The sequence below is a fragment of the Brevibacillus sp. SIMBA_040 genome, from assembly GCF_046535075.1.
Classification (GTDB): Bacteria; Bacillota; Bacilli; order Brevibacillales; family Brevibacillaceae; genus Brevibacillus.
In genome coordinates this window covers 112,224-138,692 of sequence record NZ_JAWRXI010000009.1, presented here as the reverse complement: position 1 = coordinate 138,692, position 26,469 = coordinate 112,224, and the positions used below count along the sequence as shown (strand labels likewise).

Below are 26,469 nucleotides of genomic sequence, written 5' to 3'. Positions count from 1 at the left end.
AATCGAGATAATCTACCAAAGACAGACCTTGCAGATGAAAGCCTGTGAAAGAGAGACATGCTTCGATTTTGCAAGGGATTCTATCACTATACGATTCGACAAACATGTATTATAGTAAGCTAGTTGGTTCGCAAACCACCAACCGCCCACCTGTTCCAATGGCGATCGCCATGTATGGTTGTTGTTTCCCCCCCAGACAGCCATATCCGTCTAGTAAAAGAAGTGAACCGTTTTTGCAAGCGCTCTCTGTTTTGAAAAAAGATCGATAAATAGATATGAGGTGAGAATTTCTTCGCTTAAAAAAGCAGAAGAAGCTGGCTTATTCGTTATGCGCTGGCGCCATATTTGACGCTTCCGTACAATTTTGTGGATGGGAGAAAAGGTATTCATGATTAGAAAACGCTTAATACTGCCAATCGTGTGGGTGCTGACGCTCACTATGCTGCTTGTAACCGGCTGTGGTGCAGCGAAAAAAGAACAGCTGATGAACGCTAGTGCGGATTCAAGCAAAAAGAAGGACGAGCTGATTCTAGCGATCGGCTATGAGCCGGAAGATGGTTTGGACCCGACAACAGGCTGGGGACGTTATGGCTCTCCTCTGTTTCAGAGCACGATTTTAAAACGCGATAAGGATTTGAAAATCGTCAATGACCTCGCAACGGGCTATGAGGTAAGTCCTGATGGCTTGACCTGGACAGTCACGCTGCGCAATGATGTGAAGTTCTCCGACGGTCATCCATTGACAGCCGAGGATGTTGTTTATACGTATCAGACAGCTGCCAAGAGTGGTTCGGTTCTCGACGTTACGGTCATGAAAAGCGTCGAAGCGCTGGATGATCATACTGTCAAATTTACGCTGAACCATCCGCAATCTACGTTTGTTAGCATTCTCGTTTCTACCGGGATTGTACCAAAGCACGCTCATGGTGCAGATTACAGCAAGAAACCGATTGGCTCCGGTCCATTCCAGCTCGTACAATGGGATGTTGGCCAGCAGATGATCGTTGAAGCGAACCCGGAGTACTACGGACCGAAATCGGCATTTAAAAAGCTGACGTTTCTCTTCTTGAAGGAGGATGCTGCTTATGCCGCTGCCAAAGCAGGAGAGGTCGACATGGCTTTTGTTCTGCCGAGTGTAGCGAAGCAGCAAATACCGGGAATGCATCTGGTGATTGCCAATAGTGTCGATAACCGTGGAATTCTTTTTCCGTACGTAAAGGCAGGCGGAAAAACAAAGGAAGGCGTTCCGATCGGAAACGATGTAACCGCAGATATCGCGATTCGCAAAGCGATTAATATCGCCATCGATCGAAAAAAGCTGGTTGACGGAATATTCGAAGGTTTCGGTACACCTGCTTATTCGGTAGCGGACGGCATGCCCTGGTATAATCCGGAAACCATAGTGGCTGACGGTGATCTAAAGCAAGCGAAACAAATACTGTCAGAAGCAGGCTGGGAAGATGTTAATGGAGACGGAATACGAGAGAAAGGCTCTCTAAAGGCACAATTCACGCTCATTTACCAAGCAGATGATTCCTCGCGTCAATCACTCGCGATCGCGGTGTCTGATATGATACGACCGCTCGGGATCAATGTTAAAGTCGAAGGCAAGAGCTGGGATGACATCGCGAAAATGATGCATTCGAATGCAGTTCTGTTTGGCTGGGGCAGCTATGATCCATTGGAGATGTACAATCTGTACAGCAGCAAAACGGTAGGACTCGGCTGGTACAACACAGGCTTTTATTCCAATCCGGTCGTCGATGATTATATGGAAAAGGCATTGCAGGCAACGACTGAGGAAGAAGCACTGGGCTATTGGAAAAAAGCGCAATGGGATGGTACAACCGGATTCAGTGCCAAGGGAGATGCGCCTTGGGCGTGGCTCGTCAACCGCCAGCATTTGTATTTGGTACGGGACGGACTGGAGATCGGACAGCCAAAGATTCAGCCACATGGACATGGCTGGCCGATTACAGACAACATCGTAGAATGGTTCTGGAAGGAATAGCGAAAAAAGGGGAGGAGCCCGGGGCACATGATTGCGTTTCTATGTAAAAAGCTGCTTCGTTTCGCGACGCTGCTCATCGCCCTATGTGTGCTCTCATTTTGGCTCGTCAGCTACTCTCCACTTGATCCGATACAAGCGTATGTCGGTGCTGACATGACAAGAGTAAGTCTCGAGCAGAGAGAAGCAATTGCAGAGTATTGGGGTCTCAACAAGCCCCCAGTGGAGAGATTTCTTCACTGGGGGTCGGCATTGGTACAAGGAGATATGGGAACGTCGATGATATTTCGCCGCCCGGTAGCAGAAGTGATCGGAGAGCGGTTTATGGCTTCGCTTGCCTTGATGAGCATGGCGTGGCTGTTTTCCGGAATATTGGGATTCGTCCTCGGTGCGATCGCGGGCATGAAGCAGGGTACATGGGTCGATCGATTGATTAAGTGGTATTGCTTTACGCTAGCTTCGACGCCGACGTTTTGGCTGGGGATGCTGATGGTGATTGTGTTTGCTGTTTGGTTGGGCTGGTTTCCAGTCGGGCTAGGAGTTCCGGCAGGCTTGTTGGCAGAAAATGTGACGATGGCAGATCGTCTTTATCATCTGGTTCTGCCAGCACTGACGCTGAGCATACTGGGTGTAGCCAATGTGGCGCTGCATACGAGACAAAAGCTCGTGGAAATCCTTTCGAGCGATTACGTTTTATTTGCCAGAGCGAGAGGAGAAAAAGGCTTCCTGCTGTTCTGGCGGCATGGTCTGCGCAATGTAGCCATTCCTGCTATTACGATTCAATTTGCTTCCTTCAGTGAATTGATTGGTGGGACTGTCCTGGCGGAGCAGGTGTTTTCTTATCCGGGCCTGGGACAAGCAACGGTTCAGGCAGGGCTGCGCAGTGATTTTCCGCTCCTGCTCGGGATTGTCATTTGTAGTGCTCTCTTTGTTTTCGTAGGGAACCTGGTGGCAGATATCATTTACCGCTTGGTTGACCCGCGAATTCGAAAGGGGGAATCCGCGTGAATCGCCGACAGAAAACGTTGATTACGACTGTATGCGCGGCGCTTTTGCTGATTGCGGTAATCACTTCCGCCCTTTTGGTTGGAGATGAGCGGATCGCAACCAATTTTGAGATAAAAAACGAGCCTCCATCGCTTGCGCACCCGTTTGGTACGGATTGGCTCGGTAGGGATATGCTGGCGAGAACGGTGAAAGGCTTGAGTGTCAGTATCGGAGTAGGCGTCATTGCGGCAACGGCAAGCGCCGTAATTGCTCTCCTACTGGGGATGCTGGCAGCGACGATGGGCAAGGCAGTCGATAATGCCATTACCTGGCTAATTGATTTGCTGCTGGGCGTTCCTCATCTTGTCGCCCTCATTCTGATTTCGTTTACGCTTGGTGGCGGATTAAAAGGAGTCGTGGTCGGCATCGCCCTCACGCACTGGCCCAGTCTGGCACGCGTCATTCGGGCAGAAGTCATGCAGCTGCGTTCAGCCGAATACGTTCTCATTTCACGTAAGCTCGGAAAATCAAGATGGTGGATTGCCAGCCGTCATATTTTGCCGCATATGATTCCACAGCTGCTGGTCGGATTTGTCCTGCTTTTTCCGCATGCGATTTTGCATGAGGCGTCGATCAGTTTTCTCGGCTTGGGGCTGTCACCACATCAGCCGGCTATCGGCATCATTTTATCTGAATCCATGCGCTACCTGACCTCTGGCATGTGGTGGTTGGCCTTTTTTCCGGGAATTTCTCTGCTCATGATCGTACGGGCGTTTGATATTTTAGGGGAAAACCTGCGTAAGCTGACCGACCCGCATAGTGCTCACCAATAAGGCAGGAACAGTAAGCAGCGTCAGAGGAGGAAGGACATTTGACTACACAATCAGGGGTGACACCGCTTCTAGAAGTGCAGGACCTCTGCGTTTCATTTATGCAGTATACGAGCGGTCTCAGGCAAAGCACCTTGCAGGTCATCCACAATTTGAGTGTATCGATCTACCCGGGGGAAATCGTCGCTGTAGTAGGATCAAGCGGATCGGGAAAAAGCTTGCTGGCACACGCTGTACTGGGGATCTTGCCCGGAAATGCAAGCCTGTCTGGCGCGATCTCTTATGATGGTCAGGCGCTCAGCCCGAAGCGACAAGCAGAGCTGCGAGGGAAGGAGGTTGCGCTCATTCCGCAATCTGTCAACTATTTGGACCCGTTAATGCGCGTAGGCAAGCAGGTGCAAACGTCCGTCCGTACTGGAAATCCGCGTAGCAGGCAGCGAGAGGTTTTTGAGCGATATCAGCTCGGCCCAGAAGTCGATCAGCTCTATCCCTTTCAGCTATCCGGGGGGATGGCGCGGCGCGTGCTCGTCTCTACCGCTTTGGTCAGTGGGGCCAGGCTGGTGATCGCAGATGAACCGACGCCAGGTTTGGATGATGCTGCTGTTGCGGAGACGCTTGGCTATTTTCGCGATTTGGCAGATCGGGGACGTGGGGTCATGCTGATTACGCACGATATCGAGACCGCACTGAAAATCGCGGATCGCATTGCCGTCTTTTATGCGGGCTCGACAGTGGAAATCGCACCTGTACAGGACTTTGCCGGAGAGGGCGAAGCGCTACGGCATCCGTATACGAATGCGTTGTGGCGGGCACTTCCGCAAAACGGCTTCGAACCGATACCGGGATCTCAGCCGCTTCCACATGCGCTGCCTGCCGGATGCGTGTTTCAGCCACGTTGCAGGCTTGCGACACCGGAGTGTAGCACAGAGCGACCGGCAATGCGTACGGTACGAGAAGGAATGGTGAGGTGTATTCATGCTACTTGAAGCCAAACAGATCGGGTTTCGTTATGAGCGGGATCGCCCAGTACTGCGAGGGGTAGATATATCGATCCAATCGGGTGAGATCGTGGGGCTGATTGGTCCTAGCGGTTTTGGCAAATCAACACTCTGCCGTATTCTGGCTGGATATGAAAGACCACATGAGGGGCAGGTGCTTCTGGACGGAGCGCCGCTGTCTACCTCTGGCTTTCATCCCGTTCAGCTCGTATTTCAGCATCCGGAGAAAGCGGTGAATCCTCGCTGGAGGATGAGTCGTACGCTGGCAGAGGGCGGTTCTCCGGACGAGTCTTTGCTAGAGCAGCTCGGCGTACAGCAGGAGTGGCTGGGGCGTTTTCCGAATGAGCTTTCCGGTGGCGAGCTGCAACGTTTTTGTGTAGCTCGTGCGCTTAGTCCACATACGCGCTTTTTACTTGCGGATGAAATGACGGCGATGCTGGATGCGATTACACAGGCCCAAATTTGGCAGGTTGTGAAGGAAGTTGCCCGCAGGGAGAATATGGGCGTACTCGTGATTAGCCATGAGAAAAACCTGATTCATCGACTATGCACACGAGTTGTTGATTTGACGATAACGAATGAAAAAACATAAACGAGGATGAAAGAGAGTGATTGAGAGATATCCTTGCCATTTTCGTGCCATAATTCAACTATACTGTTTAGAAAACATGTAATATATTTAGCTTAATTGCCAAAATTTTAGCCCAGTATTCATTATTTGATACTATTTTTTCTATTGGCACCCCAGAAGAAAGAAGCCCCACCTTCTTTCTTTCATGGCAATCGCCAAATATGGTTGCTCTCCCTCATGTAACCATATCTCTTTTATAACGCCTTACAAGAATGTTCTTATGCTAGAGCTGCGGAGTCTTTGTAAGAGTAACAGCAAAGGTCTTTTCGTGGTGCACTCGATTTGTCGTGCGATCAAGAAAGCCAAGCAAACTCAACGTTTGTCTCTTTGGTGTGCGTATTCATGAAAGTTCGTCTATCAATCAACGCAGAAAGATTAGGTGAAATGGGATGAAACTGACGTATCGTGAACAGGAAAAGCTCTTGATGGTCGTCGCTGCCGATTTGGCGAGACGTCGCAAGGAGCGGGGTTTAAAGCTCAATTATCCGGAAGCGGTGGCGTTGATCTCGTATGAAATTATGGAGGGAGCCCGCGACGGCAAGACGGTCGCTCAGCTGATGAGTGAGGGTGCAGGCATCCTTACCCGTGAAGATGTGATGGAAGGGATCGCCGAGATGATCCCTGATGTACAGATCGAAGCGATGTTCCCGGACGGAACGAAGCTGGTTACGGTTCATAATCCGATTCGATAACGAGCAGTTTTGAAATATGAAAGGAGAATTTGGCGTGGTACCAGGAGAATATGTATTACGGCGTGATGAGATCGTTTGCAACGAAGGTAGAGAAACCTGCAAAGTAACCGTGTTGAACACAGGTGATCGCCCGATTCAGGTAGGCTCGCATTTTCACTTTTTTGAAGTCAATTCCGCTCTGCAGTTTGATCGTGATCTCGCCATTGGTATGCATCTGAATGTACCATCGGGGGCAGCGGTGCGGTTTGAACCAGGCGATGCCAAGGAAGTGGAGCTCGTAGCCTTTACTGGCGAGCGCCGTGTTTACGGTTTGAACAACAAAACGGAAGGTGTATTGAAAAGGGTGGTTGCAGTATGACGTTTCGCATGGGCAGAAGACAGTATGCTGACATGTTTGGCCCTACCACGGGCGATGCTGTCCGTTTAGCAGATAGTGAATTGTTTATTGAAATTGAAAAGGATTATACCAGGTACGGAGACGAGGCCAAGTTTGGCGGAGGGAAGTCCATTCGTGATGGCATGGGACAGCATCCGCTCGCGACTCGGGACGAGGGCGTACTCGATCTCGTCATTACGAATGCCATTATTGTTGACTATACAGGGATTTACAAAGCAGATATCGGGGTGCGGGACGGTATTATTGCTGGGATTGGGAAGTGCGGCAACCCACTTTTGATGAATGATGTCGATCTGGTTGTCGGAGCTTCTACAGAGATTATCGCCGGAGAAGGCTTGATCGTGACGGCGGGCGGAATCGATACGCACGTCCATTTTATTGCCCCGCAGCAAGCAGAAACGGCATTGGAATCAGGCTTGACGACCTTGATCGGGGGAGGATCAGGTCCAGGCGAAGGATCAAAAGCGACGACTTGTACATCTGGAGAATGGAATATTTTTCGGATGCTGGAAGCTGCCGAGGGATTGCCGATTAATGTCGGATTTCTCGGAAAAGGTAGCGCAGCAGCAGAAGAGCCGCTTGCGGAGCAAATTCGTGCCGGTGCTATCGGCTTGAAGGTGCATGAGGATTGGGGAGCAACTCCCTCTGCCATCGATCACGCTCTGCGCGTTGCCGACAAATACGATGTTCAGGTAGCACTTCATGCCGATACGCTCAACGAGAGCGGTTTTGTTGAGGATACGATTGCAGCGATCAAAGGCAGAGTCATCCATACGTACCATACAGAAGGTGCGGGCGGAGGACACGCTCCAGACATTATGAAAGTGGCAGGCTATTCGAATATTTTGCCTTCGTCCACCAATCCGACTCGTCCGTATACCATAAATACGATTGATGAGCATCTCGACATGCTGATGGTTTGTCACCATTTGGACCCGAATGTACCTGAGGACGTGGCGTTTGCAGATTCCCGGATTCGAAAAGAAACGATTGCTGCTGAAGATATTTTGCACGACATGGGCGTATTCAGCATGATTAGCTCCGATTCCCAGGCGATGGGCAGGGTGGGAGAGGTCATCTCCCGCACATGGCAGACTGCGGACAAAATGAAAAAGCAACGCGGAAAGCTGGCTGGCGATGAGGGAGTAGGCGACAACAATCGGGTCAAACGATATGTGGCCAAATATACGATCAATCCAGCGATTACACATGGCATTGATTCCTATGTAGGCTCCATTGAAGTCGGCAAGATTGCTGACCTTGTCATCTGGCATCCAGCATTTTTCGGGGTCAAGCCAGAGCTGATTATGAAGAACGGAATGATCGTGCGCAGCCTGATGGGAGATTTGAATGCTTCGATTCCTACTCCGCAGCCGGTTATTTACCGTCCGATGTACGCGGCATACGGTAAAGCACTCCTGCAAAGCTCCATTACTTTTGTATCCCAGGCTGCTTTTGACGCTGGTGTGCATCACAAGCTCGGACTGCAAAAGAAGGTCCTGCCTGTCCATGGCATCCGCAATTTGACTAAAAAGGATATGAAGCTGAACGCAGAAACACCAGAAATTCATGTCGATCCACAAACGTACGAGGTGAGAGTGGACGGCGAGCTGCTTACGTGCGAGCCTGCTGAAGTGGTACCGATGGCTCAGCGTTATTTCTTATTTTGAGGTGAAAACCTGTGATTATTGAAAAGATCGTAACGAACCTGGAGCAAATGAGCCAGGAAGAAAAGGCCAAGCGCCATGTGGAAAAGGTATATATGCAAAGCGACGAGCTCGTGAAGCGGATTCAACGAGTCACGACTGACCATGGACGCGAGCTGGGGATCAGATTGAGTGAACCGCGTGATCTGGTTGAGGGCGATGTTCTGTACATGGATGAGAAAAACATGATCGTCATTTCCGTGCTGGCTGATGATTTGCTCGTCATTCGCCCACGCACCCTGCAAGAGATGGGAGATATTGCACATCAGCTCGGGAACCGTCATTTGCCTGCTCAATTTGAAGGTGATGAGATGCTGGTGCAGTACGATTATTTGGTAGAAGAGCTGCTGCAAAAAATCGGAATTCCTTTCTCTCGTGAAAAAAAGACAGTCAAACAGGCATTTCGTCATGTCGGCCACAGTCACTGATCTTCACCTGCTGTCGCTCATGCAGCTATGTGACTCCAACTTTCCGACAGGCGCTTTCAGCCATTCGTTTGGACTGGAAACGTACATTCAGGAAGAGCATGTCACAAGCAAGAAGACTTTTTTCGAGTGGCTGCAGGCATACGTCAATGAGCAGCTGGTATATACGGACGGACTTGCCTGCAGACTGACGTATGAAGCGCTGGAGCAACATCAAGTGGAGACGATTTGGGCGCTTGATCGGTTGATGACCGTGCAGAACTTCCCCAGAGAATCGAGAGAGGGCAGCCGCAGAATGGGAGAAGGGATGATTCGGCTAGGATGCGAGCTATATGACTCGCCACAGCTGCGATCGTACCGGGAACGCGTAAAGGCAAAGCAATCAAGCGGACATCCGGCGATTGTATTTGCCCTGCTTGCTCATCATCTGACGATTCCAAAGAAAACGGCTGTTCTATCTTATTTGTACCAGGCGACGGCAGCATTGATCCAAAACGGAGTACGTGCCATTCCACTCGGTCAGACAGAAGGACAGCGTTTGCAATGCGAAATGCAGCCGCTTTTGCTGAAGGCAGCCGAGCTGATCGAACAGCTTGACCAAGATGATCTGGGGATTGTGACGCCTGGCCTAGAGCTGGCGCAGATGAGGCATGAGCAGTTAAACATCCGAATATTCAGCAGCTGATTATAGAGGAAATTGAACAGGAACTAGTAGAAAGAGGGAAAACAATGAAACCAGTAAAAATTGGCGTAGGCGGTCCGGTCGGGGCCGGGAAAACGATGCTGGTGGAAAAGCTGACGCGACGCATGCATGAAGAGTTCAGCATGGCTGTCGTAACGAATGATATTTACACCAAGGAAGACGCGAAATTCCTCATGGAAAATGGCGTTTTGCCAGCAGACCGCATTATCGGAGTGGAGACAGGTGGTTGTCCGCATACGGCGATTCGTGAAGATGCATCGATGAACTTTGCGGCGATTGACGAGCTGATCACTAGACATGAGGACGTTGAGATCATTTTTGTAGAAAGTGGTGGCGACAATCTGGCTGCTACGTTCAGTCCTGAGCTGGTTGATTGCTCCATCTATATCATTGACGTGGCGCAAGGAGAGAAGATCCCGCGCAAAGGCGGTCAAGGCATGATCAAGTCTGATCTGTTCATCATTAACAAGACAGATCTGGCTCCTTATGTTGGCGCTGATCTGAAAGTAATGGAGAGAGACACACTGACGTTCCGCGGAAACAAGCCGTACTTTTTCACCAACCTGAAGGATGAGTCGGGCCTGGGTGAGGTCGTGGACTGGATCAAGAAAAACGTGATGCTCGCAGGACTGGAATAGCATGGCTGACTGGACTGGGTTTTTGCGGCTGGAGGCAGGACACAAGCTCGGAAAGACCATTGCATCCCATGTGTATTTTCAGGGAGCTTTCAAGGTCACACGGCCAATCTATCTGGATGAAAGCGGGCAAGCGAGCTTATATTTGATGAATCCCGGCGGGGGCTATGTAGACGGCGATCGTTACCGCATGGAAATTGTGGTTGCCGAGGATGCACAGGTACTCTTGACCACCCAATCCTCCACGAAAATCTACAAAACAAAATCCGAGCCGGTTCTTCAGGAGACGGACATCGAAGTGAAAAAGGGCGGCTTTCTGGAGTATATTCCTGATCCGATCATCGCGTATCAGGATGCGCGCTATCAGCAAAAGACCACCATTCGCCTGGAGCGAGGCGCGGTCCTGGTCGCTTCTGATATCATAACGCCTGGCTGGTCTCCTGACGGTGAGCTGTATCGTTATCGTATGCTGCAATTAAAAACGGAAGTGTATATGGATGAACAGCTGGTTGTTCACGATCATCTACGGCTACAGCCAGACATGCAAAATATGCAAGCACTTGGTATTTTTGAAGGATACACGCATTATGGCTCTATACTGATTATCGGGGAACAGGCTACTGCGGAAATTGTGGACGAGCTCCATGCGGTGATAGAGGAGTGCGGAATCGCTGGCAGAGTGGGATGCTCGGCCCTTACGATTCCGGGAATTGCTGTTCGTGTGCTCGCTTCCTCGACGCAGGAAATCGAGCAGCTGTTTGAACAGTGTACACGTTATGTGCGCAAAAAGTGGTTTGATCTGGACCCAGTGTCTCTACGGAAGTATTAAAAGGAAACATAAGAACAGGCTACCAAAGCAGGTGGCCTGTTCTTTTTTTGTACCGATGAATTCTAATTCCGTTTATTTCTCTACGTACGCGTATTTGAAGTAAGAACCGCCGAGCGGGAAGATGACGAAGTCTTTTACCTTATCGTTTTTCACATACGCATTTCCGCGGAAGTGAAGAGGGGCGAGCGGCATTTCTTCCATTAAAATTTTTTCGGCGTCAAACATCAGCTGCTTGCGTTTGGCAGGGTCGGTTTCATAGTAGCTCTTGTTCAAGAGGTCGCGGTATTCCTTGTTGTCAAAGCGAACTACGTTGTTGCCACCTTCCTTGTCCTTGTACATCTCAAGGAAGTTGATCGGATCGTTAAAGTCCGCTCCCCACAGCCAAATTCCGAAGTCATATTTTCCGCTTTGGACATCCGTATTAAAAACTTTCCACTCAGACGTGCGAATGTCGATGTTGATTCCCAATGTCTTTTTCCATTCGTCCTGGAGAGCTTGGGCGATTTTTTTGTCTGTTTCCCCTGTGTCATAGTAATAAGTGACTTTTGGGAACTCTTTTAGTCCCAGCTCCTGCATTCCTTCAGCTAACAGCTGCTTTGCTTTTTCCATGTCCTCTTTAAAATAGCCATCCGGATTGAGGCCCATCGATGTCGGAACCCAGCCGTATGCGGCCGGCACTCCTGTTTGCAGGATGTTGTCGATCAGCATTTTGCGGTCAATCGAATAGGCGAACGCCTGACGAATCTTTTTATTGGTAAACGGCGGCTTCTGTGTATTGAAAATGACAGCCTTGGTTCCCGGGTTATCGGCAACGACCAGCTTGCCTTCATCCTTGATTTGCCCGATAGCGTCAGGGGACAAGCCAAAGGAAGGGTATCCTCCCCAGTCCACATCACCGTTTTCAAACATAGACAGGGCAGTATTGTTATCTTCAATCACGGCAATGTCGATCTTGTCCAGCTTGACGTTTGCTTTATCCCAATACGTCGGGCTTTTGCTGAAGGTCAGCTTTGCTTTATGCTCCCAGCTGTCGATCAGGAAAGGACCGTTCCCCACGATGGAAGCGGCTTCTCCTGCCCATTTAGGATTTCCTTCCACTGATTTTTTGTGGAGAGGATAATAGGTAGTGAAGGATGTCAGCTCACGGAACCACGGTGTCGGGGAGCGCAAGGTAAAATCGAGTGTGTAGTCATCCATTGCTTTGACAGCGACATCCTCAGCTTTCCCGGTTCCATTGAAAAACTCCTCGCCTCCTTTGATGTAGAAGAGCTGGTAGGCATAGCCGGAAGCGGTTTGCGGATCGAGATTGCGCTTGATGGCGTATTCAAAATCATGTGCGGTAACCGGATCACCGTTGCTCCACTTGGCGTCTTTGCGGATGGTAAAATGAAACTGCGTGAAATCAGGGGAATTGGTGAAGCTCTCAGCTACGGCGTTGATCATTTGTCCCTGGCGATCTACAGCCGTCAACCCTTCAAAGACGAGGTTGATCATGTCCATGGATGAGGCATCAGTGGCAATACCTGGGTCCATCGTCGGTGGCTCGCCAGTGAGGCTCCAATGCAATACCATCGGTTCTGTCGATGTTGTGTCAGTCGATTTGGTCGTTTGGGGAGTTTGCGTGGTAGTAGCAGGCTTTGCGTTCTCTGGTGCTGTCGTGCTGCAACCAGTTACAAGACTAAAGAGAAAAGCTGTGCTAAATAAACCTAATAGCCATTTTTTCATTCTGACCCCCTGAATTTATCTAAAAATTTTAAAAATTATAACGTAATTACAGGGTAAATCAGGTAAAAAGTGAAGTCATTAAACAATGTGTACAAAGGTATTGGAGAAAATAACAGAATAACAACGTAAAAATTCATACAACTTGTCCCTCAAATAGGAAAGAAATGGGCCGAATTTACATAAAACCAATAAAAACCAAGAGAAGCCACTGAAGTGTTGGCTTCACTTGGTTTAATACAGGTACTCACTTGGAGTTACTTCTTTTTTCTACTTTATCGATCGAGGTACGGTCCTGAATCACGCGATTTGGATCTTGTCCACGGCGTTCCCAAATACGACAGCGCCCAGCGGTCTAATCCATACCAGCCTGCTACCTTCCAGGCCATGACGAGCCACGTAGCAAAAACAAACAAGAGCGGGTTCGTACTTACGGTACCAGCAAAGAGGAAGCTGACGTTCATCAGACCACCGAAAAATGCAGCGATCCCTGTCAACAAGCCAACAACAAGTCCGAGACCGACGAAAAGTTCCCCGTAGGCGACCATAAAGCCAAACAGCTTGGCATTTGGCAGTACGCTGTTTTCGAGGAACCATGCGTACCAGGAGGTTACATCTTTGCCGTCTGCCGCTTTGGCCAAAGCCCCTTTGATGAAGCCCTCGATAGCACTTCCTGCGTTTTCACCCGTCCACGCATCCGAGGTGATTTTTTTCCATCCGGAGGTAATCCAGACGTAACCGACATACAGCCTGATGAGTAGCCAAAGTGTTGCAGATCTGGTGCTTGTGAATAAGAATCGGGAAACAGGATTTTCAGGAATAATAATTTCTTTACTTGCCTGACTTCGCAAATCCATTTCTACTCCTCCTTACATTTTGCGATAAATATCTCCTATAGAGGATAATTGTTCCAGTGAATTCTAACACAAGGATATAGAGTCTGGTACGACTTCTCGCATAAGTTCATGAGGTGTTCATTGACACTATTGGCACATTGTTAATAGGTATTTTGGAAAATATAGGTGGCTGTAGGTACCGTCTATTAGAATGACATTGACAGTAAACCGGGTGGTAAATGTTGGGACCTGGCAAAAATACAAAGATATTCAGTGGAGAAAAACATGACCAGCACATGGCTACGATTTCAGAGCACAACGTTGGGTATACCGAGACACTCGAGGGAATCGTGAACCGGTTCAAGCTGTAGTAGCCAAACAAACAAGAAAAGGGAGACCAAACAGCTGACAAACTGTAGGTCTCCCTTTGTTTATTCGATCATTTGGTCGATTTCCCGAATGGCCTTTAATTTTTCAGGGTTTCTGATGAAATAGATGCGGGAAATCTGTTGTTCCTCGATATGCAGGAATACGACAGTATCGATTTGATCGCCCTGATAGATGACAAGCCCCACTTGGTTGTTCAAAGGTAACAACTCTACACGAAGTCCTAGCGGTTGAATCGTTTTGCGCATTAGGCCGAAAAGGAAGTGTGCGACGCGTTCTGCAGAGACGATTAGGTGAATCGCAGCCGATACTTTGCCGCCACCGTCTGACAGGAGTACGGCATCTTTGGCAAGCATGCCAAGCAGTGTGTCCATTTTTCCGTGCTCAAGCGCGTCAATAAAACGGCTTACCCATTGTTCCTCGATTGATTTTTCCGGGGCAAACAGAACGTGCTCCTCCAAAGAGGTAATTCCGAGCTTGGCTTTCACGCGGCTAATGATTTTGCGACAGTTCGCTTCACTTTTTCCGACGAGCTGGGCAATTTCCTCATAGTCAAAGCCAAGTGCTTCCCGTAGGACAAACACAGCTCGCTCTGTTTCCGATAACTGCTCTAGCAGGACGAGCATGGCATAGGAGAGCAGGTCTTTTTGAATCACAAATTCGGCCGTATCGGATACAGGCGTATTGATCGGCTCGGGCAGCCACGGTCCCGTGTACAGTTCCCGCTTTTTACGAGCTGACTTCAAGAGGTCGAGGCAGCGATTGGTGGTCATTTTGCACAAATAGGCCTTGGGATCTGCCATTTGCTCAAGTTGGACCTGATGTGCTTTTACGAACACATCCTGCACGATATCCTCAGCGTCTGCAGCAGAGCCGGTCATCTGGTAGGCAAGAGAAAACAGCAGTCCTTTGTAGGTGTGGTACAACAGCTCCATCCCTGATTCACTTCCTTTTTCGCGTAATTCAGGTTTGATCTTGTTTTTAGTGTAGCATGCTGGCTATATTCCAGGTGTACTGACGGATTTTCCAGCCGAGCTTTCCTGTCAAAATGATATCTAGCCCCCATTTTCGTGTCCATACGATACCCTGGTCCGGCCCCAATCCGATGCAAAAAAATTCCATGAAGCTTTTGTGTGCTGGGGAGGGGGTACCGTCCAGATCAGCCACTACAACACTTCCGAGTCGCGCAGCTTGAGCCGTCGCTTCTTTGCACGTCATCCGATCTGCTTGCCCGCTGGTGGGGTCGATGATCCGGGCACAATCCCCGATACTGTAGACGCCAGGGGCACCGCTCACACGATACGATGCATCGACAATTACCTGTCCCTGCGTTGAAATAGGAACGCCGATCGTACGAAGGAGGGGATTGGGGAGAAGCCCGAGCGACCAGATACAAAGTCCAGTTGGGAGGGTACTGCCATCAGACAGCGTCACGATCCCGCCTTGTTCCCGCAATGCTTTTAGTCCATGCAGTACCGATACACGATAGTCATTAAGCGCCCGCTCCAGTCTGCCCCCAAGCTTGGCAGGTCCATCCGGGAACAGGCGATTCCCGGTATTGATGAGGTAAATTTTTGCTGCTAAAGGATGCATTCCGAGGCGCGTCGCTTCCTCGCGCATCGCATAAGCCAGCTCCGCCGCCGTCTCGATTCCGCTAATTCCCGCTCCCGCTACTGTAACGGTAAGCAAACGCTGACGTTCTTCTGGATTCTGCTCTTGAGCAGCTTCTCGCATATTTGCCTGCCAGGCTTCACGGATGGCTACAGCTGCCTCTATATTTGAAAGCGCAATCCCTCCCTGCTCCGGCTCTGCCCGGCGGATGACACTGCCCACGGCAAGAACGAGGATGTCGTAATGAATGGCTTGTGAGCTGCCTTTTTGGTCTTGGTAGCAAAGGACTTTTTCGTTTTTTTGTATGGTAGTAGCCGTCCCTTGGATGAATTCGACACCTTCAGGAAAGATGCGGTTCAAGGGAAGCGCAATCTCAGCTTCTTTACTGACAGCTGGCTTAAACAACAGGACTTTTCGCAAATGATGGGGCTCTTTATCCAGTAAAATCATGCGAAGGCTCCGACCAGCCAGTTTTTCTCGCATCGCTTTGACAGCATGTATGCCTGCATATCCTCCACCGACGACAACACAAATTATTTCTTTCATGTGGATCAGCTCCTCGCTGCGGTTTTCCTTATAACGAGGGGAGGGGGAGGTTTGTGACAAGGCGAGGGAAGCATCGGTTCATTGTGAAAAAAGATTCAGTTTGATAAAATTGGAAAATACAGGTGGCAAGATTCAACCTAATACAACAAGGATGCATCAAAAGGAGTAGGAGATATAATATGACGTTTCAAAACGGGTATACTTGTGCTTGCTGCGGTAATGTGCATGAGGAGCTTCCGCTCAGCTACGGGAGTCCAGCGCCTGCTCTTTGGTTTTCATTAGCCCCCGAAGAACGGGACGAGCGCTGCTTGATGAATGATGAATTATGTGTGATTGATGATGAGCATTATTTTGTCCGCGGGTGTATCGAGATTCCCGTGATAGATAGCGAAGATACATTTATTTGGAATGTGTGGGTATCGCTTAGCAAAGAAAATTTCAAGCGGACCTATTTATACTGGGAAGAAGAAGGAAGAGAAAAAGAACTAGAGCCGATGTTTGGCTGGCTGTCCACTTCTCTGTCGTGGTATCCCGATACGACCTTGCATCTGAAAACCCTCGTTCATACGAGACCTGTCGGTGTTCGTCCGTATATCGAGCTGGAACAGACGGATCATCCACTATCCATTGAGCAAAGAGCAGGGATAACACGAGCGCGGGTAATTGAGATTGCGGAAGCATTGTGTCAAGGGAGTTGAGATAAGGTTCTTGTTCCGATAACGATGGTAGCTTCTCGTTCTTCGTCAGTTTCCACTTGCGGAGTTATTCAGCTCAGTGCGAAGATTTCGACGGCAAGTGGCACCTGACGCTCACTAGTCTCGACCTCAGACAACAGAACTCGTCGTGGTTATTAAACTAACCTACCCGTCTACAGCTTTATTATCTCAGCACAATAGCAGGTGAGAAAGAGGAGAAACCGCTGTGAAAACAACGGTTTCTTTATTTTTTCTGGACATGATTCCCGGTCACTTCTTATCCACTACCGCCCGATTTGTCACAAACCTGACCGCAGAAGGATCATACCTAGTAGAAACAAGCAATGAGGTGAAACAGGTTGAACGGAGCAGAAACAATACCGGCTAGCTTGGCGGAAACGAGGGAAGCGCGGCTAAAATGGCTGATGCAGGAGTACGGGGAAAATGTTTTCCATCTCATTTGCCTCACGGTAAAGAGCCATTCCTTGGCGGAGGATATCACGCAAAACGTGTTTATCAAGGCATATCGTCATCTGGACCAATTTCGCGGGGAAGGCCAGATCAAGCATTGGCTCTACAAGATTGCCATGAATGAATGCAAAAAGCATTTTCGCTCGTGGTCCTTTCGCAACATTTTTCCTACGGTAGATGACCATCTTGGAAATCTGTTGGACGGTCAGGCAACGAATCGGGTGGAAGAAGAGATTCTCAGTCGAGTCAAGCGGGATGAGATCATAGCGTATATACACTCCCTCGCACCGAAGTACAGGCAGGTCATCCTGCTGCATTATTATGAGGACTTGTCCATACAGGAGGCAGCGGAGATTCTTTCTGTTTCACAGGAGGTTGTCCGTACGAGATTGCACCGCGCTAGAAAGCAATTAAGAGAGAGCATGTCCAAGGGGGGACAAGGATGAGCGAGGATCGTGTGTGGAAAGAGTGGGGCCAATCTGCAAAGCAGGCGGTAAGAGAGCAGTACCCGTTTCAATTGCATCAGCTGGAAACAGAAGTATTGAAAAAAATCAAAACGCAAAATCGGCGTAGGGGCTGGAAGATTGCTTCGTGGACGGCAGGTGTGGCGGTCTGTGCTACGTTCTTATTGCAGGTGGTTCAGCCTTTTTTTGGAGCGGAGAGTATCTTTGGGTTAGCGGGGGGGCAGCAGTATCCGGAGCAATTTGAATGGACGATCCCGGATAAAGGGTTTTCTCATGCCTTAAAGAATGGCTATCCGATCTTGCCTGAGATCAAGGTAGAAAAAGATGGCTTTACGTTTCAGCTCAAGGATCTCATGGTTGATCAACGACGGATCACCTACACGCTCTTGGTTTCGGGGGAAAAGCTTGAGGCGATCGTCAAAGATAATGATGAGGACAAAATATTTGCGCTACTCTACGGGGGACTAGATGTAAGTCTGGGCGATATGAATCTTAGCGGAGGGGCATCAAAGGATCTTCAGCTTATTAAAGGCACCTACTATTTTGTTATAAAGGCAAACTATTTGCTGGAATCACAGAAAATGCAGGAGCTGGTGAACCAGCCTAATCCGGTACTTCCCATCACGATCCAAAGACAGAACAAGGAAGTAAATGAGGTACTTGCGGAAATGCGGGTGCCATTGCCAAAAGCAGTCGTTGCAGCCGAAAAGGTAATCCAGCCGACAGAAGGCAGTAATGCAGAGTCCAGGTTGGGCGCAGAGGAAATATTGAATTCCCTCTCGGTGAATCAAATGGTAGCTGCTCCCACTATGATGCAGGTAGAGCTGGAGGCAAAATTCAAGAACGGGTTCGAGCTGAAACGCTTGCAAAATGCTAGGCTGGTAGATGAAAAAGGAAATGAATATAGTGCCATGGATGATACGGTCAATCCAAACGTCAAGCAGATCCAAGGGACAGACAAATATACGATCAAGTTTATTCCGTCTTTCTACCATGCTGATCTTCCAGAGAGGCTAGAGCTTCGTTTTGATGGAATCGTTGCGAATCGAAAAATAGGAGACAGCCATGTGCTTGGTATGAAGGACAGGTACCCGCGGGATATTTCATTTGGCAAACGAACCTTGCATATCCAAAAGGTGTACTACGAGAATGACAAGCTCTTTATTGTGATTCCGAACAAGGAGCCTGAAGAGATTACGCTCAGAATCGACGGTCAAAACTACAACGATTTAATCGTAGCCGATACGCGGGAGACGGTCACGCTTGACTTCCCGGTAAAGAAAAAAGACAGTTATGACTTGTTGCTGAGTGGTCTGGATAGAGAGGAGTCTATATTTGAGGGTATCATTCCCATCCTTTCAAAAAAGTAGACGAAACATGAAAAAAAGCCACTGCGAAAGTGGCTTTTTGTTTGGGGAAAATAGCAGCGACGAGCTGACTGCGATTACACTCGCTCTACAGGGCAAGTCAGGCAAGTAGGACCGCCTGTACCTTTGTAGGAAATCTCCTGACCTTCGTATTCATAGACGGTTGCGCCTGCATCGAGGAGAAGCTGCTTGGTAGCTGGATTTCCGGCAACGACCATGCATACACGAGGTGCCAGTGCCAGTACATTGCTTCCGAGATTCTCGTATTCGTGATCAGATACTTCGATCAGCTGGATACCTCTATCGATTAGCAGCTGGCGGAAGAACACAGGCATCAGCTTGGAATAGACAACAGCAAGATCGTGGTCCACCATGCTGATGACGGACATCAGATGCAAGCATTCTTCTGCGCCGCGATCATACGGAAGCGGGACGATGATGACTTCTTCGGTAAAGTCTTTCACCATTTCGGTGATTTGCGCGATCGCTGCCTGATTTGTGCGGAAGCCAAGTCCGATTGCAAGCGTTTTCTCATCGAGCCAGACCAAATCGCCGCCATCTGCGAGGGCATCACCTGTCAGTTGACCCAAGATCGGGATGTTGTTTTCTTGTAAAAAGGCTTTGTATGCTTCAGCTTCACCCTGACGAAGCTCTTTGCCTGACTTTAAAATAATGGCACCTTTGGCGGTGAACTTTACCGGGTCATGTGCATAAATCGAGTCGAGGCCGGTTTGGTCAGACTGAGGGAGGTGAAGTACATTTTCTACGTGCTCTCGCAGAATGGCTTCGAATTTTGCATATTCCTCCTGTGCTTTGTTCCAGTCGACATTATCTGTATAGTTGAACGTTTTCCAGGATTGGTCCAAATGCTCCTGACTGATGAAGGCTTGGTTAGGGTGTTTGATGATGACGGTTTTCATCTTTTTGACCATGGATTGGCTGCCTGAGAACATAGTTGCCTCCCTTAATTCCACAATGTAGAATTATATTCATATTTCGAAATATTTTACACTTAGTTTACACACTCTCGTTTCACACTGTCAATTGCGGAACGTTCTTTTTTTTACGATTCACAAAATTATAGAAAATGGTTTAAGATATGGGGTATACCGGATACAGACAGATAAAGGGGAGATGAGCGTGATCCAATCGTTTGATCGAGCGATGGCGATCGCGACGGCACTTTCGTCGGACGAACAAAGAAAATGGTGGACGATAAACGATTTATCGAAAGAATGTCATCTTCCAGTGAGTACCATCTATCGGCTCTTGTACACGTTGATGAAGCACGGGCTAGTGGAACAGGATGCTGTGGGCAAGCAGTACGCCTTGGGCGTCAAATGGATGGAGTTTGGCCTTCGTGTACTTGACCGGATCGACTATCGCAAAGTGATAAAACCGATGATTGAGGAGCTTGCCAGAGAAGTAGAAGAAAGCGTTTACTTCAGCCAGGCGAGCGGACTTGAATCTATCATCGTAGATCGCATCGACAGCCAGCACAATATTCGCGTCTATGATCAGCTCGGTTTGCGTATCCCACTAAACATCGGTGCTGCCAATAAAACGATTCTAGCGAATATGCCGATCAATGAGGCTGAGCAAATCCTGCAGCAATTGATTGAGCAGGAGCAGGTGCCGGCGTTTTTGGAAAAGCTGACGGAGATCAAGCAACAAGGCTACGCGGTGAGCTTCGGAGAGAGAACAGAGAATACAGCATCGGTGGCGGCTCCTGTATTTGATTATAACCAAAAAGTGATTGGTGCTTTGAGCATTGGGATTTTGTCGTATGATTTAAAAGAAGAGCGCTTGCAATTTTTAATTCAAAAAGTAAAAGATGTTGCCCATCGGACATCGCAAAGATTAGGAAGTCACTAGTCTTTCTTCTTTAGTTCGGTTGCTGGAATTTATTTTGGAATGTGAAAAAGAGCGGAAGGCTGTCCGCTCTTTTCTGTTTGCTTGCTGCTCTTTGGCGTGCTTTGGGCTCTAGGCACTATGTTGAAACGACCTTCATCGCCAGCCTACTTGTCATTATCGACATACTGATCCATTTTCATAATCTGTGGTGCAGCTGCGCTGCATAGTTGGCTAACGGATATTTAGTAGAGTTTCTTATTCCTTAAAAAGGGAACTGATGTATACTGAACTAATAATGTATATAGTTGGATATTTTTGTTTTGTGGATTGTCACTGATCATACATTATTCCGTTAGAAGGAGAAGCATATGAGTTACGATCTCTCTGTCCACCTTAAAGGATTAAATGACAGTATTATTCCTGAATGGTTGTCTGAAATAAGAAAGTTTAATATGGATGTAGACGTATATCCTGGTTTTTCATTCAATAATCATTCAGGATTTCTTCCCTTCAAGGTTGTCATCTATGATTGTCCTAACAGAAGTCTGAATAATATCGAATTGATGACAGGATTTGAATTGTTTGTTAGACGTATAGAAGTAAAGGGGGAGAAGAAAACCTTTTTCACAAAGATATTTCGCAAACAACAATCATTGAGTTCAATTGAGAAGAAACTAAGAGAAGCGGAAACTGAAATAAGTTTTTACATAAGGGCTCAGGATAGTTTTGAATTTAGAATGGGATGGTATTCGGCGGCTACGCTCGCTTTATTGTGTAATGGTGTATTGACCGACTTACAGGAAGGTATTCAATTGGAAGGAAGCCAATTAATTAGACATGCACATGAAGTTGTTTTGAAAGACGAGAGGGAAATCAATAAACACGATTGGAGGGTACATGAATTTAAAGAATGGCTTAGGTAACTCACGAACGAAGGGGTAGAAAACAAATGACCATAACCATGGATTCAAAAGAGTTCATCCATCGACGTCAAAGACTCGCGGAAAAAATGCCTGATCACAGCGCACTTGTGCTATTTTCAGGGGTTGTCAAGACACGCAGCCAAGACGATAAATATCCATTTTCACCGAACCGCAACTTCTATTATCTAACCGGTATTGCTCGCAGCAACCTCATTCTCATGATCACGAAACGCGCTGGCATTGTGACCGAGATGTTATTTCTTCAACGTCCAAATGAACTGGAAGCGAAATGGACAGGAGCTGTCTTATCGGATCAAGAGGCTAAAGAGCAGTCTGGTATCGAACACTTCGACTATCTCGATGAGTGGCTCCAGGCATTTGCAACCTTTATGAGGCGCTGTGAAGGAAAGGGCTCGCTCTATCTTGACCTGTATCGCTATATGTGGAGTGATGAGCTGACCCCTGCAGAGACTTTTGCCGAAGATGCGCAGAAGAAATACCGGACCCTGCAGATTCACGATGCAGGCCCATGGCTGAAGGAACTTCGTATGGTGAAGAGTTCTGCAGAGATTGAGGAAATCAGACATGCGATTGCGATCACGGATGAAGCAATCCGGCGCATGTGGTCGCATGCACGTCCTGGAATGATGGAATATGAGCTAGAGGCGCACTATGATTTCACATTAAAGTCGCATGGAGTTCGCGAGCTTCCTTATTTACCTATTATTGCTAGCGGAATCAATGCTACGATCTTGCACTATGAAGAGAATAATCAGCGTACGGAAGATGGTGACTTAGTCCTCCTCGACCTCGGTGCAGCATCGAATTACTATGCGGCAGATATTTCGCGAACGTTTCCCGTGAATGGCCGCTTTACAGAACGTCAAAAAGAAATCTATCAACTCGTGCTCGAAGCAGAAATCAAGACCATGGCAGCAGTGAAGCCTGGTGTCACACTTCAACAACTCAATGAGGTCACGAAGCAAGTCTTAACAGATGGCCTGCTCCGTCTCGGTCTTATCCAAGAGAGCAGTGAGTTGTCCAAGTACTACTATCATTCTGTGGCTCATCATCTTGGACTGGATACGCACGATGTCTCCGATTACAGTGCTGCCTTAGAGCCTGGTATGGTAATCACGATTGAACCTGGTTTGTACATCGAGGAAGAAGCGATTGGGATTCGGATTGAAGATGATGTGTTAGTAACAGCAGACGGCTACGAGGTGCTCTCAGCGCAGATCCCGAAGGAAATCGAAGAAGTGGAATTGTTGATTGGGAAAAAGGAATAACGAGCGTAAGGATACGATTAAATTAACGCGTGGCGATAGTCCAAATAGATATGACGCAGTCTACGACCTTATTTAAAGGTTTTAGACTGCGTTTATTTATTTTGGTTGGCTTAGTCAAAAAAATTAAAGTAATACAGTTTGAATAGCTTTCTACTGGTGGCCAAGTTAAACTAACGGACAGTAAGTTAATATGAAAATGAAATTAAAGCGTGACCAGGACTTAACTTAATGAACGGAGAACGTTAGTTCAATAAGCCAGCGGCAGCCGCGAAGAAGGAAAGGCTGCTTTTTTCGTTGAACGGGCAGAATCATAGCCTTATCCTTCAGAAACACTGACTTTGAAATCCAATCAGGAGATGAGTTAATGATCGTAAAAATGACGCAGTTAAATAAGGACGATTTTCAGAAGGTGAATGAGGGCTTTTTCGTGTACAGGCCGGATTATACCTAAGTACGAAAATGAGATTTGGACTTATATGGAGGAGATTTTTACCGAACCATATTACAAAGAATATGAGTATGAAGAAATCGACATTAGTTATATTGACGAACCAGACAAAGCTGTTTTTGAGTGAGATGGAGTTCTGATAACTTGAATATTTGCGAGGTCGTAAATAAAAGCCATTGTTGATTGAACAGATGAAAAGATTTTCGGTTGTTAGTAGGTGGCTGCTCAATGATAGAACGAGTCTTAGTCAAATTACCTTTGGTATATAGACTTAGAATCCTTCAGCTTCGCATAAAGAGAGCTAGTTGTAATTTTTTCGTAAATTTTGCAAGGGAAAGAATAGTCGATCGATTTCTAGATTGCAATGCTAATAACACAGTAAAAAATGCGAATACAGTTTGGTACTACCCGGACGAAATCTTCTATTTACACTACATAAAAGCTCATTCTTCCATTGGAAAATCGAATATGTTGATATCGGTCAGAACATAGGGGAAGTGAAGTCATAGCAAAAGACATCGTTATCATGGATCGATAGTTGAATCAGGCAGCGGCATCCTAGGACTTTCTTTTCTTGTCCTGGGCTGCCGTTGTCTCATTAAACAGGATCAGTTTAAAACTTGATTTTCAACGAACGCGAACGGGCAGTTATTCGCATGGGAAGGAAGGAAATCAGACCACCCAGAGAAGGGATCAAACGGCACCGGATAAAAGAACCGCACAAGTTTTTAAAAATTTTTTCCGGATATGTCGATTTTGTCGTCTGCGGTTCGTCGCCTTAATAGAAGTTCAAATAACGATGAGGAAAGGATGTTGAACATGACAGCACAACTTAACGCTTACATTCATTCGGAGGACGCGAGAACGCAGGCTGCATTCTATGTGCAAGCATTGGAAGGAGAAATCCGCTCCATTATGACTTACGGGCAAACCCCCGGAACACCAGAAGCGATCAAGGATAGAGTGATGCATCTGGTGTTGACCGTAGCCGGAGGGAACCTATTGTTCCTTTCTGACTCCTTCGAACCGTCTGGGAGAGGACGATTCATTTCACTGGCACTCACTTATGAAAATGAAGCGGATGCCCGCCAGTCCTTCGAGAATTTGGCAAAGGACGGTACAGTAAAGTATCCGTTTGAACAGCAGCCTTGGGGGGCTTTTTACGGAGAAGTCGAAGACAAGTATGGAGTGAATTGGCAGATTGTGAAGTAGTGAAGAGGGTTTCATCCAGGTTTATTCAGCGTCATAATAGAAGCCAGAATACACAGTAAATATGAGGTGTTATCGTTTTATTTATTAGAGGAGGAGTTTACAGTATGCGGTTTATGATGATTGTCAAAGCGACAAAGGATTCTGAAGCAGGATTACCGCCTAACCCGGAGCTTTTTGAAGCAATGATGCGGTACAATGAGGAACTTGCCAAGGCTGGTGTCTTGATCGCCGCGGATGGCTTGCATCCAAGTTCAGGCGCTATCCGCATCTCTTATCCTGAGCCGGGAGGAAAACCGACCATTATCGATGGACCGTTCAGCGAGGCGAAGGAATTAATCGCCGGCTATACGCTAATCGAGGTTCGATCACGAGAAGAAGCAATCGAGTGGGCCATGCGTATGCCAGATCCCCACGGATTCGGTGAGGGACAAATCGAGCTTCGTCAAGTTTTTGAAGGCTCGGAGCTAACGGACAATCCGGAGCTAATTGCTGACCATGCTGCACTGATGGTTGAGCTGCAAAGGCGTACTCAGTCGTGACGGATTCTACTGCTCGTCGTACTATCGATACCATTTGGCGCTTGGAGTCGTCAAAAATCATCGCCAGTTTGACAAGAATGGTTCGTGACATCGATCTTGCAGAAGATCTTGCGCAGGACGCGCTAGTCATCGCGCTCCGGAAGTGGCCGGAAACCGGCATACCTGATAACCCCGGTGCTTGGCTGATGGCTACTGCGAAACGGCGTGCCATCGACATGCTGCGTCGTAACAAAATTCATGACAAGAAAGTTGAGGAGCTTGGTCGCAGCAGCGATTTGTTTGCAGAAGATGAGAGCAGTGATGCAGGGGATGGAGAGATTGGAGATGATCTCCTGCGACTCATCTTTATGACGTGCCATCCAGTTCTATCGCGTGAGGCACGTATCGCACTCACGCTTCGTTTGCTCGGTGGACTTTCCACAGAAGAAATTGCACGTGCTTTCTTTGTCGCAGAGCCGACTATTGCTCAGAGGATTGTCCGTGCCAAAAGGACGTTGCGCGAAGCTCGGGCAGATTTTGAAGTTCCGACGGGCAATGAGTTGAAGAAACGCTTGGAGTCCGTGCTCGAGGTGATTTACCTTCTTTTTAATGAAGGATATGCGGCTACCTCGGGCACCAACTGGCTGCGGCCGTTATTGTGCCAGGAGGCGCTGCGATTAGGACGCATTTTGGCTGAGGTGGCGCCTGCTGAGCCGGAGGTGCATGGATTAGTTGCTCTTATGGAGCTCCAGTCGTCCCGATTTAAAACCCGTGTCACTTCCTCTGGCGAGCCGATCCTGCTGAAGGACCAAAATCGTGCACGATGGGACCATTTGCTGATCAGGCGGGGATTAGCTGCACTTGAACGTGCCAAATCTTGCGGTCGTCCCCTTGGCCCGTATGCCCTGCAAGCCTCTATTTCAGCCTGCCATGCTGTGGCGCGCGCCGCAGAACAGACCGACTGGGTGAAGATTGCGGCTCTTTATGAAGCGTTGTCACGGGTGATGCCTTCCCCAGTAGTTGAATTGAACCGAGCAGTGGCTATCGCGATGGCGTTCGGCCCGGAATTCGGACTTCAGCTTGTAGAGCGGCTGGAGGAAGGGAAGGCGCTGAAGGTCTATCATTTGCTCCCTAGCGTCAAAGCCGATCTTCTCGAGAAGCTTGGGCGCAAGGAAGAGGCTCGTGACGCGTTTCGATTCGCGGCGTCGCTGACAAGAAACGAGCAGGAACAGCAGCTGCTGCTTCGACGTGCGGCAGAATGCGAGTCGAATTAGTAAAGGAGGAA

General features: G+C 48.2%; 26 protein-coding genes. 21 read left to right on the top strand and 5 right to left on the bottom strand.

Translation table 11 applies throughout. The annotated features are described in order from the left end of the window. Positions 1 to 388 precede the first annotated feature (388 nt). From SB752_RS16680 to SB752_RS16625, 12 genes are all read left to right on the top strand, one after another. Complete coding sequence (locus tag SB752_RS16680) at positions 389 to 2,011, top strand: ABC transporter substrate-binding protein (protein ID WP_410716740.1); 1,623 nt, start codon at positions 389 to 391, stop codon at positions 2,009 to 2,011. 27 nt (positions 2,012 to 2,038) lie between these two features. Next, positions 2,039 to 3,016, top strand: a complete 978-nt coding sequence (locus SB752_RS16675; RefSeq protein WP_410716739.1) for an ABC transporter permease — start codon at positions 2,039 to 2,041, stop codon at positions 3,014 to 3,016. Further along, positions 3,013 to 3,828, top strand: coding sequence for an ABC transporter permease (locus SB752_RS16670; RefSeq protein ID WP_410716738.1), 816 nt, complete (start codon positions 3,013 to 3,015; stop codon positions 3,826 to 3,828). Before SB752_RS16675 ends, SB752_RS16670 begins: the two co-directional genes overlap by 4 nt. Before the next feature lie 98 nt (positions 3,829 to 3,926). Then, positions 3,927 to 4,811, top strand: a complete 885-nt coding sequence (locus SB752_RS16665) for an ABC transporter ATP-binding protein (protein WP_410716908.1) — start codon at positions 3,927 to 3,929, stop codon at positions 4,809 to 4,811. Next, on the top strand, positions 4,801 to 5,415 hold the full coding sequence (locus tag SB752_RS16660) for an ABC transporter ATP-binding protein (RefSeq protein ID WP_410716737.1): 615 nt from the start codon (positions 4,801 to 4,803) through the stop codon (positions 5,413 to 5,415). Before SB752_RS16665 ends, SB752_RS16660 begins: the two co-directional genes overlap by 11 nt. A 428-nt stretch (positions 5,416 to 5,843) precedes the next feature. After that, positions 5,844 to 6,146, top strand: coding sequence for an urease subunit gamma (locus tag SB752_RS16655; RefSeq protein ID WP_410716736.1), 303 nt, complete (start codon positions 5,844 to 5,846; stop codon positions 6,144 to 6,146). Positions 6,147 to 6,180: 34 nt separating this feature from the next. Next, positions 6,181 to 6,504: an urease subunit beta gene (gene ureB, locus SB752_RS16650; protein ID WP_410716735.1), complete on the top strand. Its 324-nt coding sequence runs from the start codon at positions 6,181 to 6,183 to the stop codon at positions 6,502 to 6,504. Beyond that, a complete protein-coding gene (gene ureC / locus SB752_RS16645) occupies positions 6,501 to 8,213 on the top strand; it encodes an urease subunit alpha (protein WP_410716734.1) in 1,713 nt (570 codons plus the stop codon). Before ureB ends, ureC begins: the two co-directional genes overlap by 4 nt. A gap of 11 nt (positions 8,214 to 8,224) precedes the next feature. Beyond that, complete coding sequence (ureE, locus tag SB752_RS16640; RefSeq protein ID WP_410716733.1) at positions 8,225 to 8,677, top strand: urease accessory protein UreE; 453 nt, start codon at positions 8,225 to 8,227, stop codon at positions 8,675 to 8,677. After that, on the top strand, positions 8,658 to 9,359 hold the full coding sequence (locus tag SB752_RS16635) for an urease accessory protein UreF (protein ID WP_410716732.1): 702 nt from the start codon (positions 8,658 to 8,660) through the stop codon (positions 9,357 to 9,359). The genes ureE and SB752_RS16635 overlap by 20 nt, the downstream gene beginning before the upstream one ends. 44 nt (positions 9,360 to 9,403) lie before the next feature. Further along, a complete protein-coding gene (gene ureG, locus SB752_RS16630) occupies positions 9,404 to 10,015 on the top strand; it encodes an urease accessory protein UreG (RefSeq protein WP_410716731.1) in 612 nt (203 codons plus the stop codon). Position 10,016: 1 nt separating this feature from the next. Beyond that, the gene (locus SB752_RS16625) at positions 10,017 to 10,841 is read left to right on the top strand and encodes an urease accessory protein UreD (RefSeq protein WP_410716730.1); all 825 of its coding nucleotides are present in this window, start codon (positions 10,017 to 10,019) and stop codon (positions 10,839 to 10,841) included. Between the two features lie 72 nt (positions 10,842 to 10,913). Here the strand turns inward: SB752_RS16625 and SB752_RS16620 are convergent, their stop codons facing one another. The 4 genes from SB752_RS16620 to SB752_RS16605 form a co-directional block, all read right to left on the bottom strand. Continuing rightward, entirely contained in the window at positions 10,914 to 12,566 is a 1,653-nt protein-coding gene (locus SB752_RS16620) for a peptide ABC transporter substrate-binding protein (RefSeq protein ID WP_410716729.1), read from the bottom strand. A 272-nt stretch (positions 12,567 to 12,838) separates the two neighbouring features. Next, the gene (locus tag SB752_RS16615; RefSeq protein ID WP_410716728.1) at positions 12,839 to 13,420 is read right to left on the bottom strand and encodes a DoxX family membrane protein; all 582 of its coding nucleotides are present in this window, start codon (positions 13,418 to 13,420) and stop codon (positions 12,839 to 12,841) included. A 410-nt stretch (positions 13,421 to 13,830) separates the two neighbouring features. Beyond that, entirely contained in the window at positions 13,831 to 14,721 is an 891-nt protein-coding gene (locus SB752_RS16610) for an RNA polymerase sigma-70 factor (RefSeq protein WP_410716727.1), read from the bottom strand. 46 nt (positions 14,722 to 14,767) lie between these two features. Further along, positions 14,768 to 15,943, bottom strand: a complete 1,176-nt coding sequence (locus SB752_RS16605) for an NAD(P)/FAD-dependent oxidoreductase (protein WP_410716726.1) — start codon at positions 15,941 to 15,943, stop codon at positions 14,768 to 14,770. Between the two features lie 179 nt (positions 15,944 to 16,122). Here SB752_RS16605 and SB752_RS16600 point away from each other — a divergent pair, with 179 nt between their 5' ends. From SB752_RS16600 to SB752_RS16590, 3 genes are all read left to right on the top strand, one after another. Continuing rightward, positions 16,123 to 16,641, top strand: coding sequence for a DUF2199 domain-containing protein (locus tag SB752_RS16600; protein ID WP_410716725.1), 519 nt, complete (start codon positions 16,123 to 16,125; stop codon positions 16,639 to 16,641). Positions 16,642 to 16,997: 356 nt separating this feature from the next. Next, positions 16,998 to 17,555: a sigma-70 family RNA polymerase sigma factor gene (locus SB752_RS16595; protein WP_410716724.1), complete on the top strand. Its 558-nt coding sequence runs from the start codon at positions 16,998 to 17,000 to the stop codon at positions 17,553 to 17,555. After that, positions 17,552 to 18,943 carry a hypothetical protein gene (locus tag SB752_RS16590; protein ID WP_410716723.1) on the top strand — a complete coding sequence of 464 codons (1,392 nt, stop codon included), beginning with the start codon at positions 17,552 to 17,554 and terminating at the stop codon, positions 18,941 to 18,943. Before SB752_RS16595 ends, SB752_RS16590 begins: the two co-directional genes overlap by 4 nt. A gap of 74 nt (positions 18,944 to 19,017) precedes the next feature. On the opposite strand, the gene SB752_RS16585 is transcribed toward SB752_RS16590, so the two are convergent. After that, positions 19,018 to 19,893, bottom strand: a complete 876-nt coding sequence (locus SB752_RS16585; RefSeq protein ID WP_410716722.1) for a dimethylarginine dimethylaminohydrolase family protein — start codon at positions 19,891 to 19,893, stop codon at positions 19,018 to 19,020. Positions 19,894 to 20,080: 187 nt separating this feature from the next. On the opposite strand from SB752_RS16585, the gene SB752_RS16580 reads away from it, so the two are divergent. The 6 genes from SB752_RS16580 (at position 20,081) to SB752_RS16555 (ending at position 26,458) form a co-directional block, all read left to right on the top strand. Next, positions 20,081 to 20,815 (top strand): IclR family transcriptional regulator, encoded by a 735-nt coding sequence (locus tag SB752_RS16580; protein ID WP_410716721.1) that lies wholly within the window; start codon positions 20,081 to 20,083, stop codon positions 20,813 to 20,815. Between the two features lie 347 nt (positions 20,816 to 21,162). Further along, the gene (locus SB752_RS16575; protein WP_410716720.1) at positions 21,163 to 21,717 is read left to right on the top strand and encodes a hypothetical protein; all 555 of its coding nucleotides are present in this window, start codon (positions 21,163 to 21,165) and stop codon (positions 21,715 to 21,717) included. Between the two features lie 38 nt (positions 21,718 to 21,755). Beyond that, positions 21,756 to 23,006, top strand: a complete 1,251-nt coding sequence (locus SB752_RS16570) for an aminopeptidase P family protein (protein ID WP_410716907.1) — start codon at positions 21,756 to 21,758, stop codon at positions 23,004 to 23,006. A gap of 1,267 nt (positions 23,007 to 24,273) precedes the next feature. Further along, complete coding sequence (locus SB752_RS16565; protein WP_410716719.1) at positions 24,274 to 24,666, top strand: VOC family protein; 393 nt, start codon at positions 24,274 to 24,276, stop codon at positions 24,664 to 24,666. A gap of 104 nt (positions 24,667 to 24,770) precedes the next feature. Then, positions 24,771 to 25,205, top strand: coding sequence for a YciI family protein (locus tag SB752_RS16560; protein WP_410716718.1), 435 nt, complete (start codon positions 24,771 to 24,773; stop codon positions 25,203 to 25,205). After that, positions 25,202 to 26,458, top strand: coding sequence for an RNA polymerase sigma factor (locus SB752_RS16555; RefSeq protein WP_410716717.1), 1,257 nt, complete (start codon positions 25,202 to 25,204; stop codon positions 26,456 to 26,458). The genes SB752_RS16560 and SB752_RS16555 overlap by 4 nt, the downstream gene beginning before the upstream one ends. Positions 26,459 to 26,469 lie beyond the last annotated feature (11 nt).

Bases quoted from the DNA above. Each gene is read 5' to 3' on its own strand.
- SB752_RS16625 (WP_410716730.1), top strand. From the start codon at position 10,017: ATGGCTGACTGGACTGGGTTTTTGCGGCTGGAGGCAGGACACAAGCTC.
- SB752_RS16635 (WP_410716732.1), top strand. From the start codon at position 8,658: ATGTCGGCCACAGTCACTGATCTTCACCTGCTGTCGCTCATGCAGCTA.
- SB752_RS16600 (WP_410716725.1), top strand. From the start codon at position 16,123: ATGACGTTTCAAAACGGGTATACTTGTGCTTGCTGCGGTAATGTGCAT.
- SB752_RS16615 (WP_410716728.1), bottom strand. From the start codon at position 13,420: ATGGATTTGCGAAGTCAGGCAAGTAAAGAAATTATTATTCCTGAAAAT.
- SB752_RS16590 (WP_410716723.1), top strand. From the start codon at position 17,552: ATGAGCGAGGATCGTGTGTGGAAAGAGTGGGGCCAATCTGCAAAGCAG.
- SB752_RS16620 (WP_410716729.1), bottom strand. From the start codon at position 12,566: ATGAAAAAATGGCTATTAGGTTTATTTAGCACAGCTTTTCTCTTTAGT.
- SB752_RS16675 (WP_410716739.1), top strand. From the start codon at position 2,039: ATGATTGCGTTTCTATGTAAAAAGCTGCTTCGTTTCGCGACGCTGCTC.
- SB752_RS16610 (WP_410716727.1), bottom strand. From the start codon at position 14,721: ATGGAGCTGTTGTACCACACCTACAAAGGACTGCTGTTTTCTCTTGCC.
- SB752_RS16575 (WP_410716720.1), top strand. From the start codon at position 21,163: ATGAGTTACGATCTCTCTGTCCACCTTAAAGGATTAAATGACAGTATT.
- ureG (WP_410716731.1), top strand. From the start codon at position 9,404: ATGAAACCAGTAAAAATTGGCGTAGGCGGTCCGGTCGGGGCCGGGAAA.
- SB752_RS16560 (WP_410716718.1), top strand. From the start codon at position 24,771: ATGCGGTTTATGATGATTGTCAAAGCGACAAAGGATTCTGAAGCAGGA.
- SB752_RS16570 (WP_410716907.1), top strand. From the start codon at position 21,756: ATGGATTCAAAAGAGTTCATCCATCGACGTCAAAGACTCGCGGAAAAA.
- SB752_RS16660 (WP_410716737.1), top strand. From the start codon at position 4,801: ATGCTACTTGAAGCCAAACAGATCGGGTTTCGTTATGAGCGGGATCGC.
- SB752_RS16605 (WP_410716726.1), bottom strand. From the start codon at position 15,943: ATGAAAGAAATAATTTGTGTTGTCGTCGGTGGAGGATATGCAGGCATA.
- SB752_RS16665 (WP_410716908.1), top strand. From the start codon at position 3,927: ATGCAGTATACGAGCGGTCTCAGGCAAAGCACCTTGCAGGTCATCCAC.
- SB752_RS16565 (WP_410716719.1), top strand. From the start codon at position 24,274: ATGACAGCACAACTTAACGCTTACATTCATTCGGAGGACGCGAGAACG.
- SB752_RS16655 (WP_410716736.1), top strand. From the start codon at position 5,844: ATGAAACTGACGTATCGTGAACAGGAAAAGCTCTTGATGGTCGTCGCT.
- SB752_RS16585 (WP_410716722.1), bottom strand. From the start codon at position 19,893: ATGTTCTCAGGCAGCCAATCCATGGTCAAAAAGATGAAAACCGTCATC.
- ureC (WP_410716734.1), top strand. From the start codon at position 6,501: ATGACGTTTCGCATGGGCAGAAGACAGTATGCTGACATGTTTGGCCCT.
- SB752_RS16680 (WP_410716740.1), top strand. From the start codon at position 389: ATGATTAGAAAACGCTTAATACTGCCAATCGTGTGGGTGCTGACGCTC.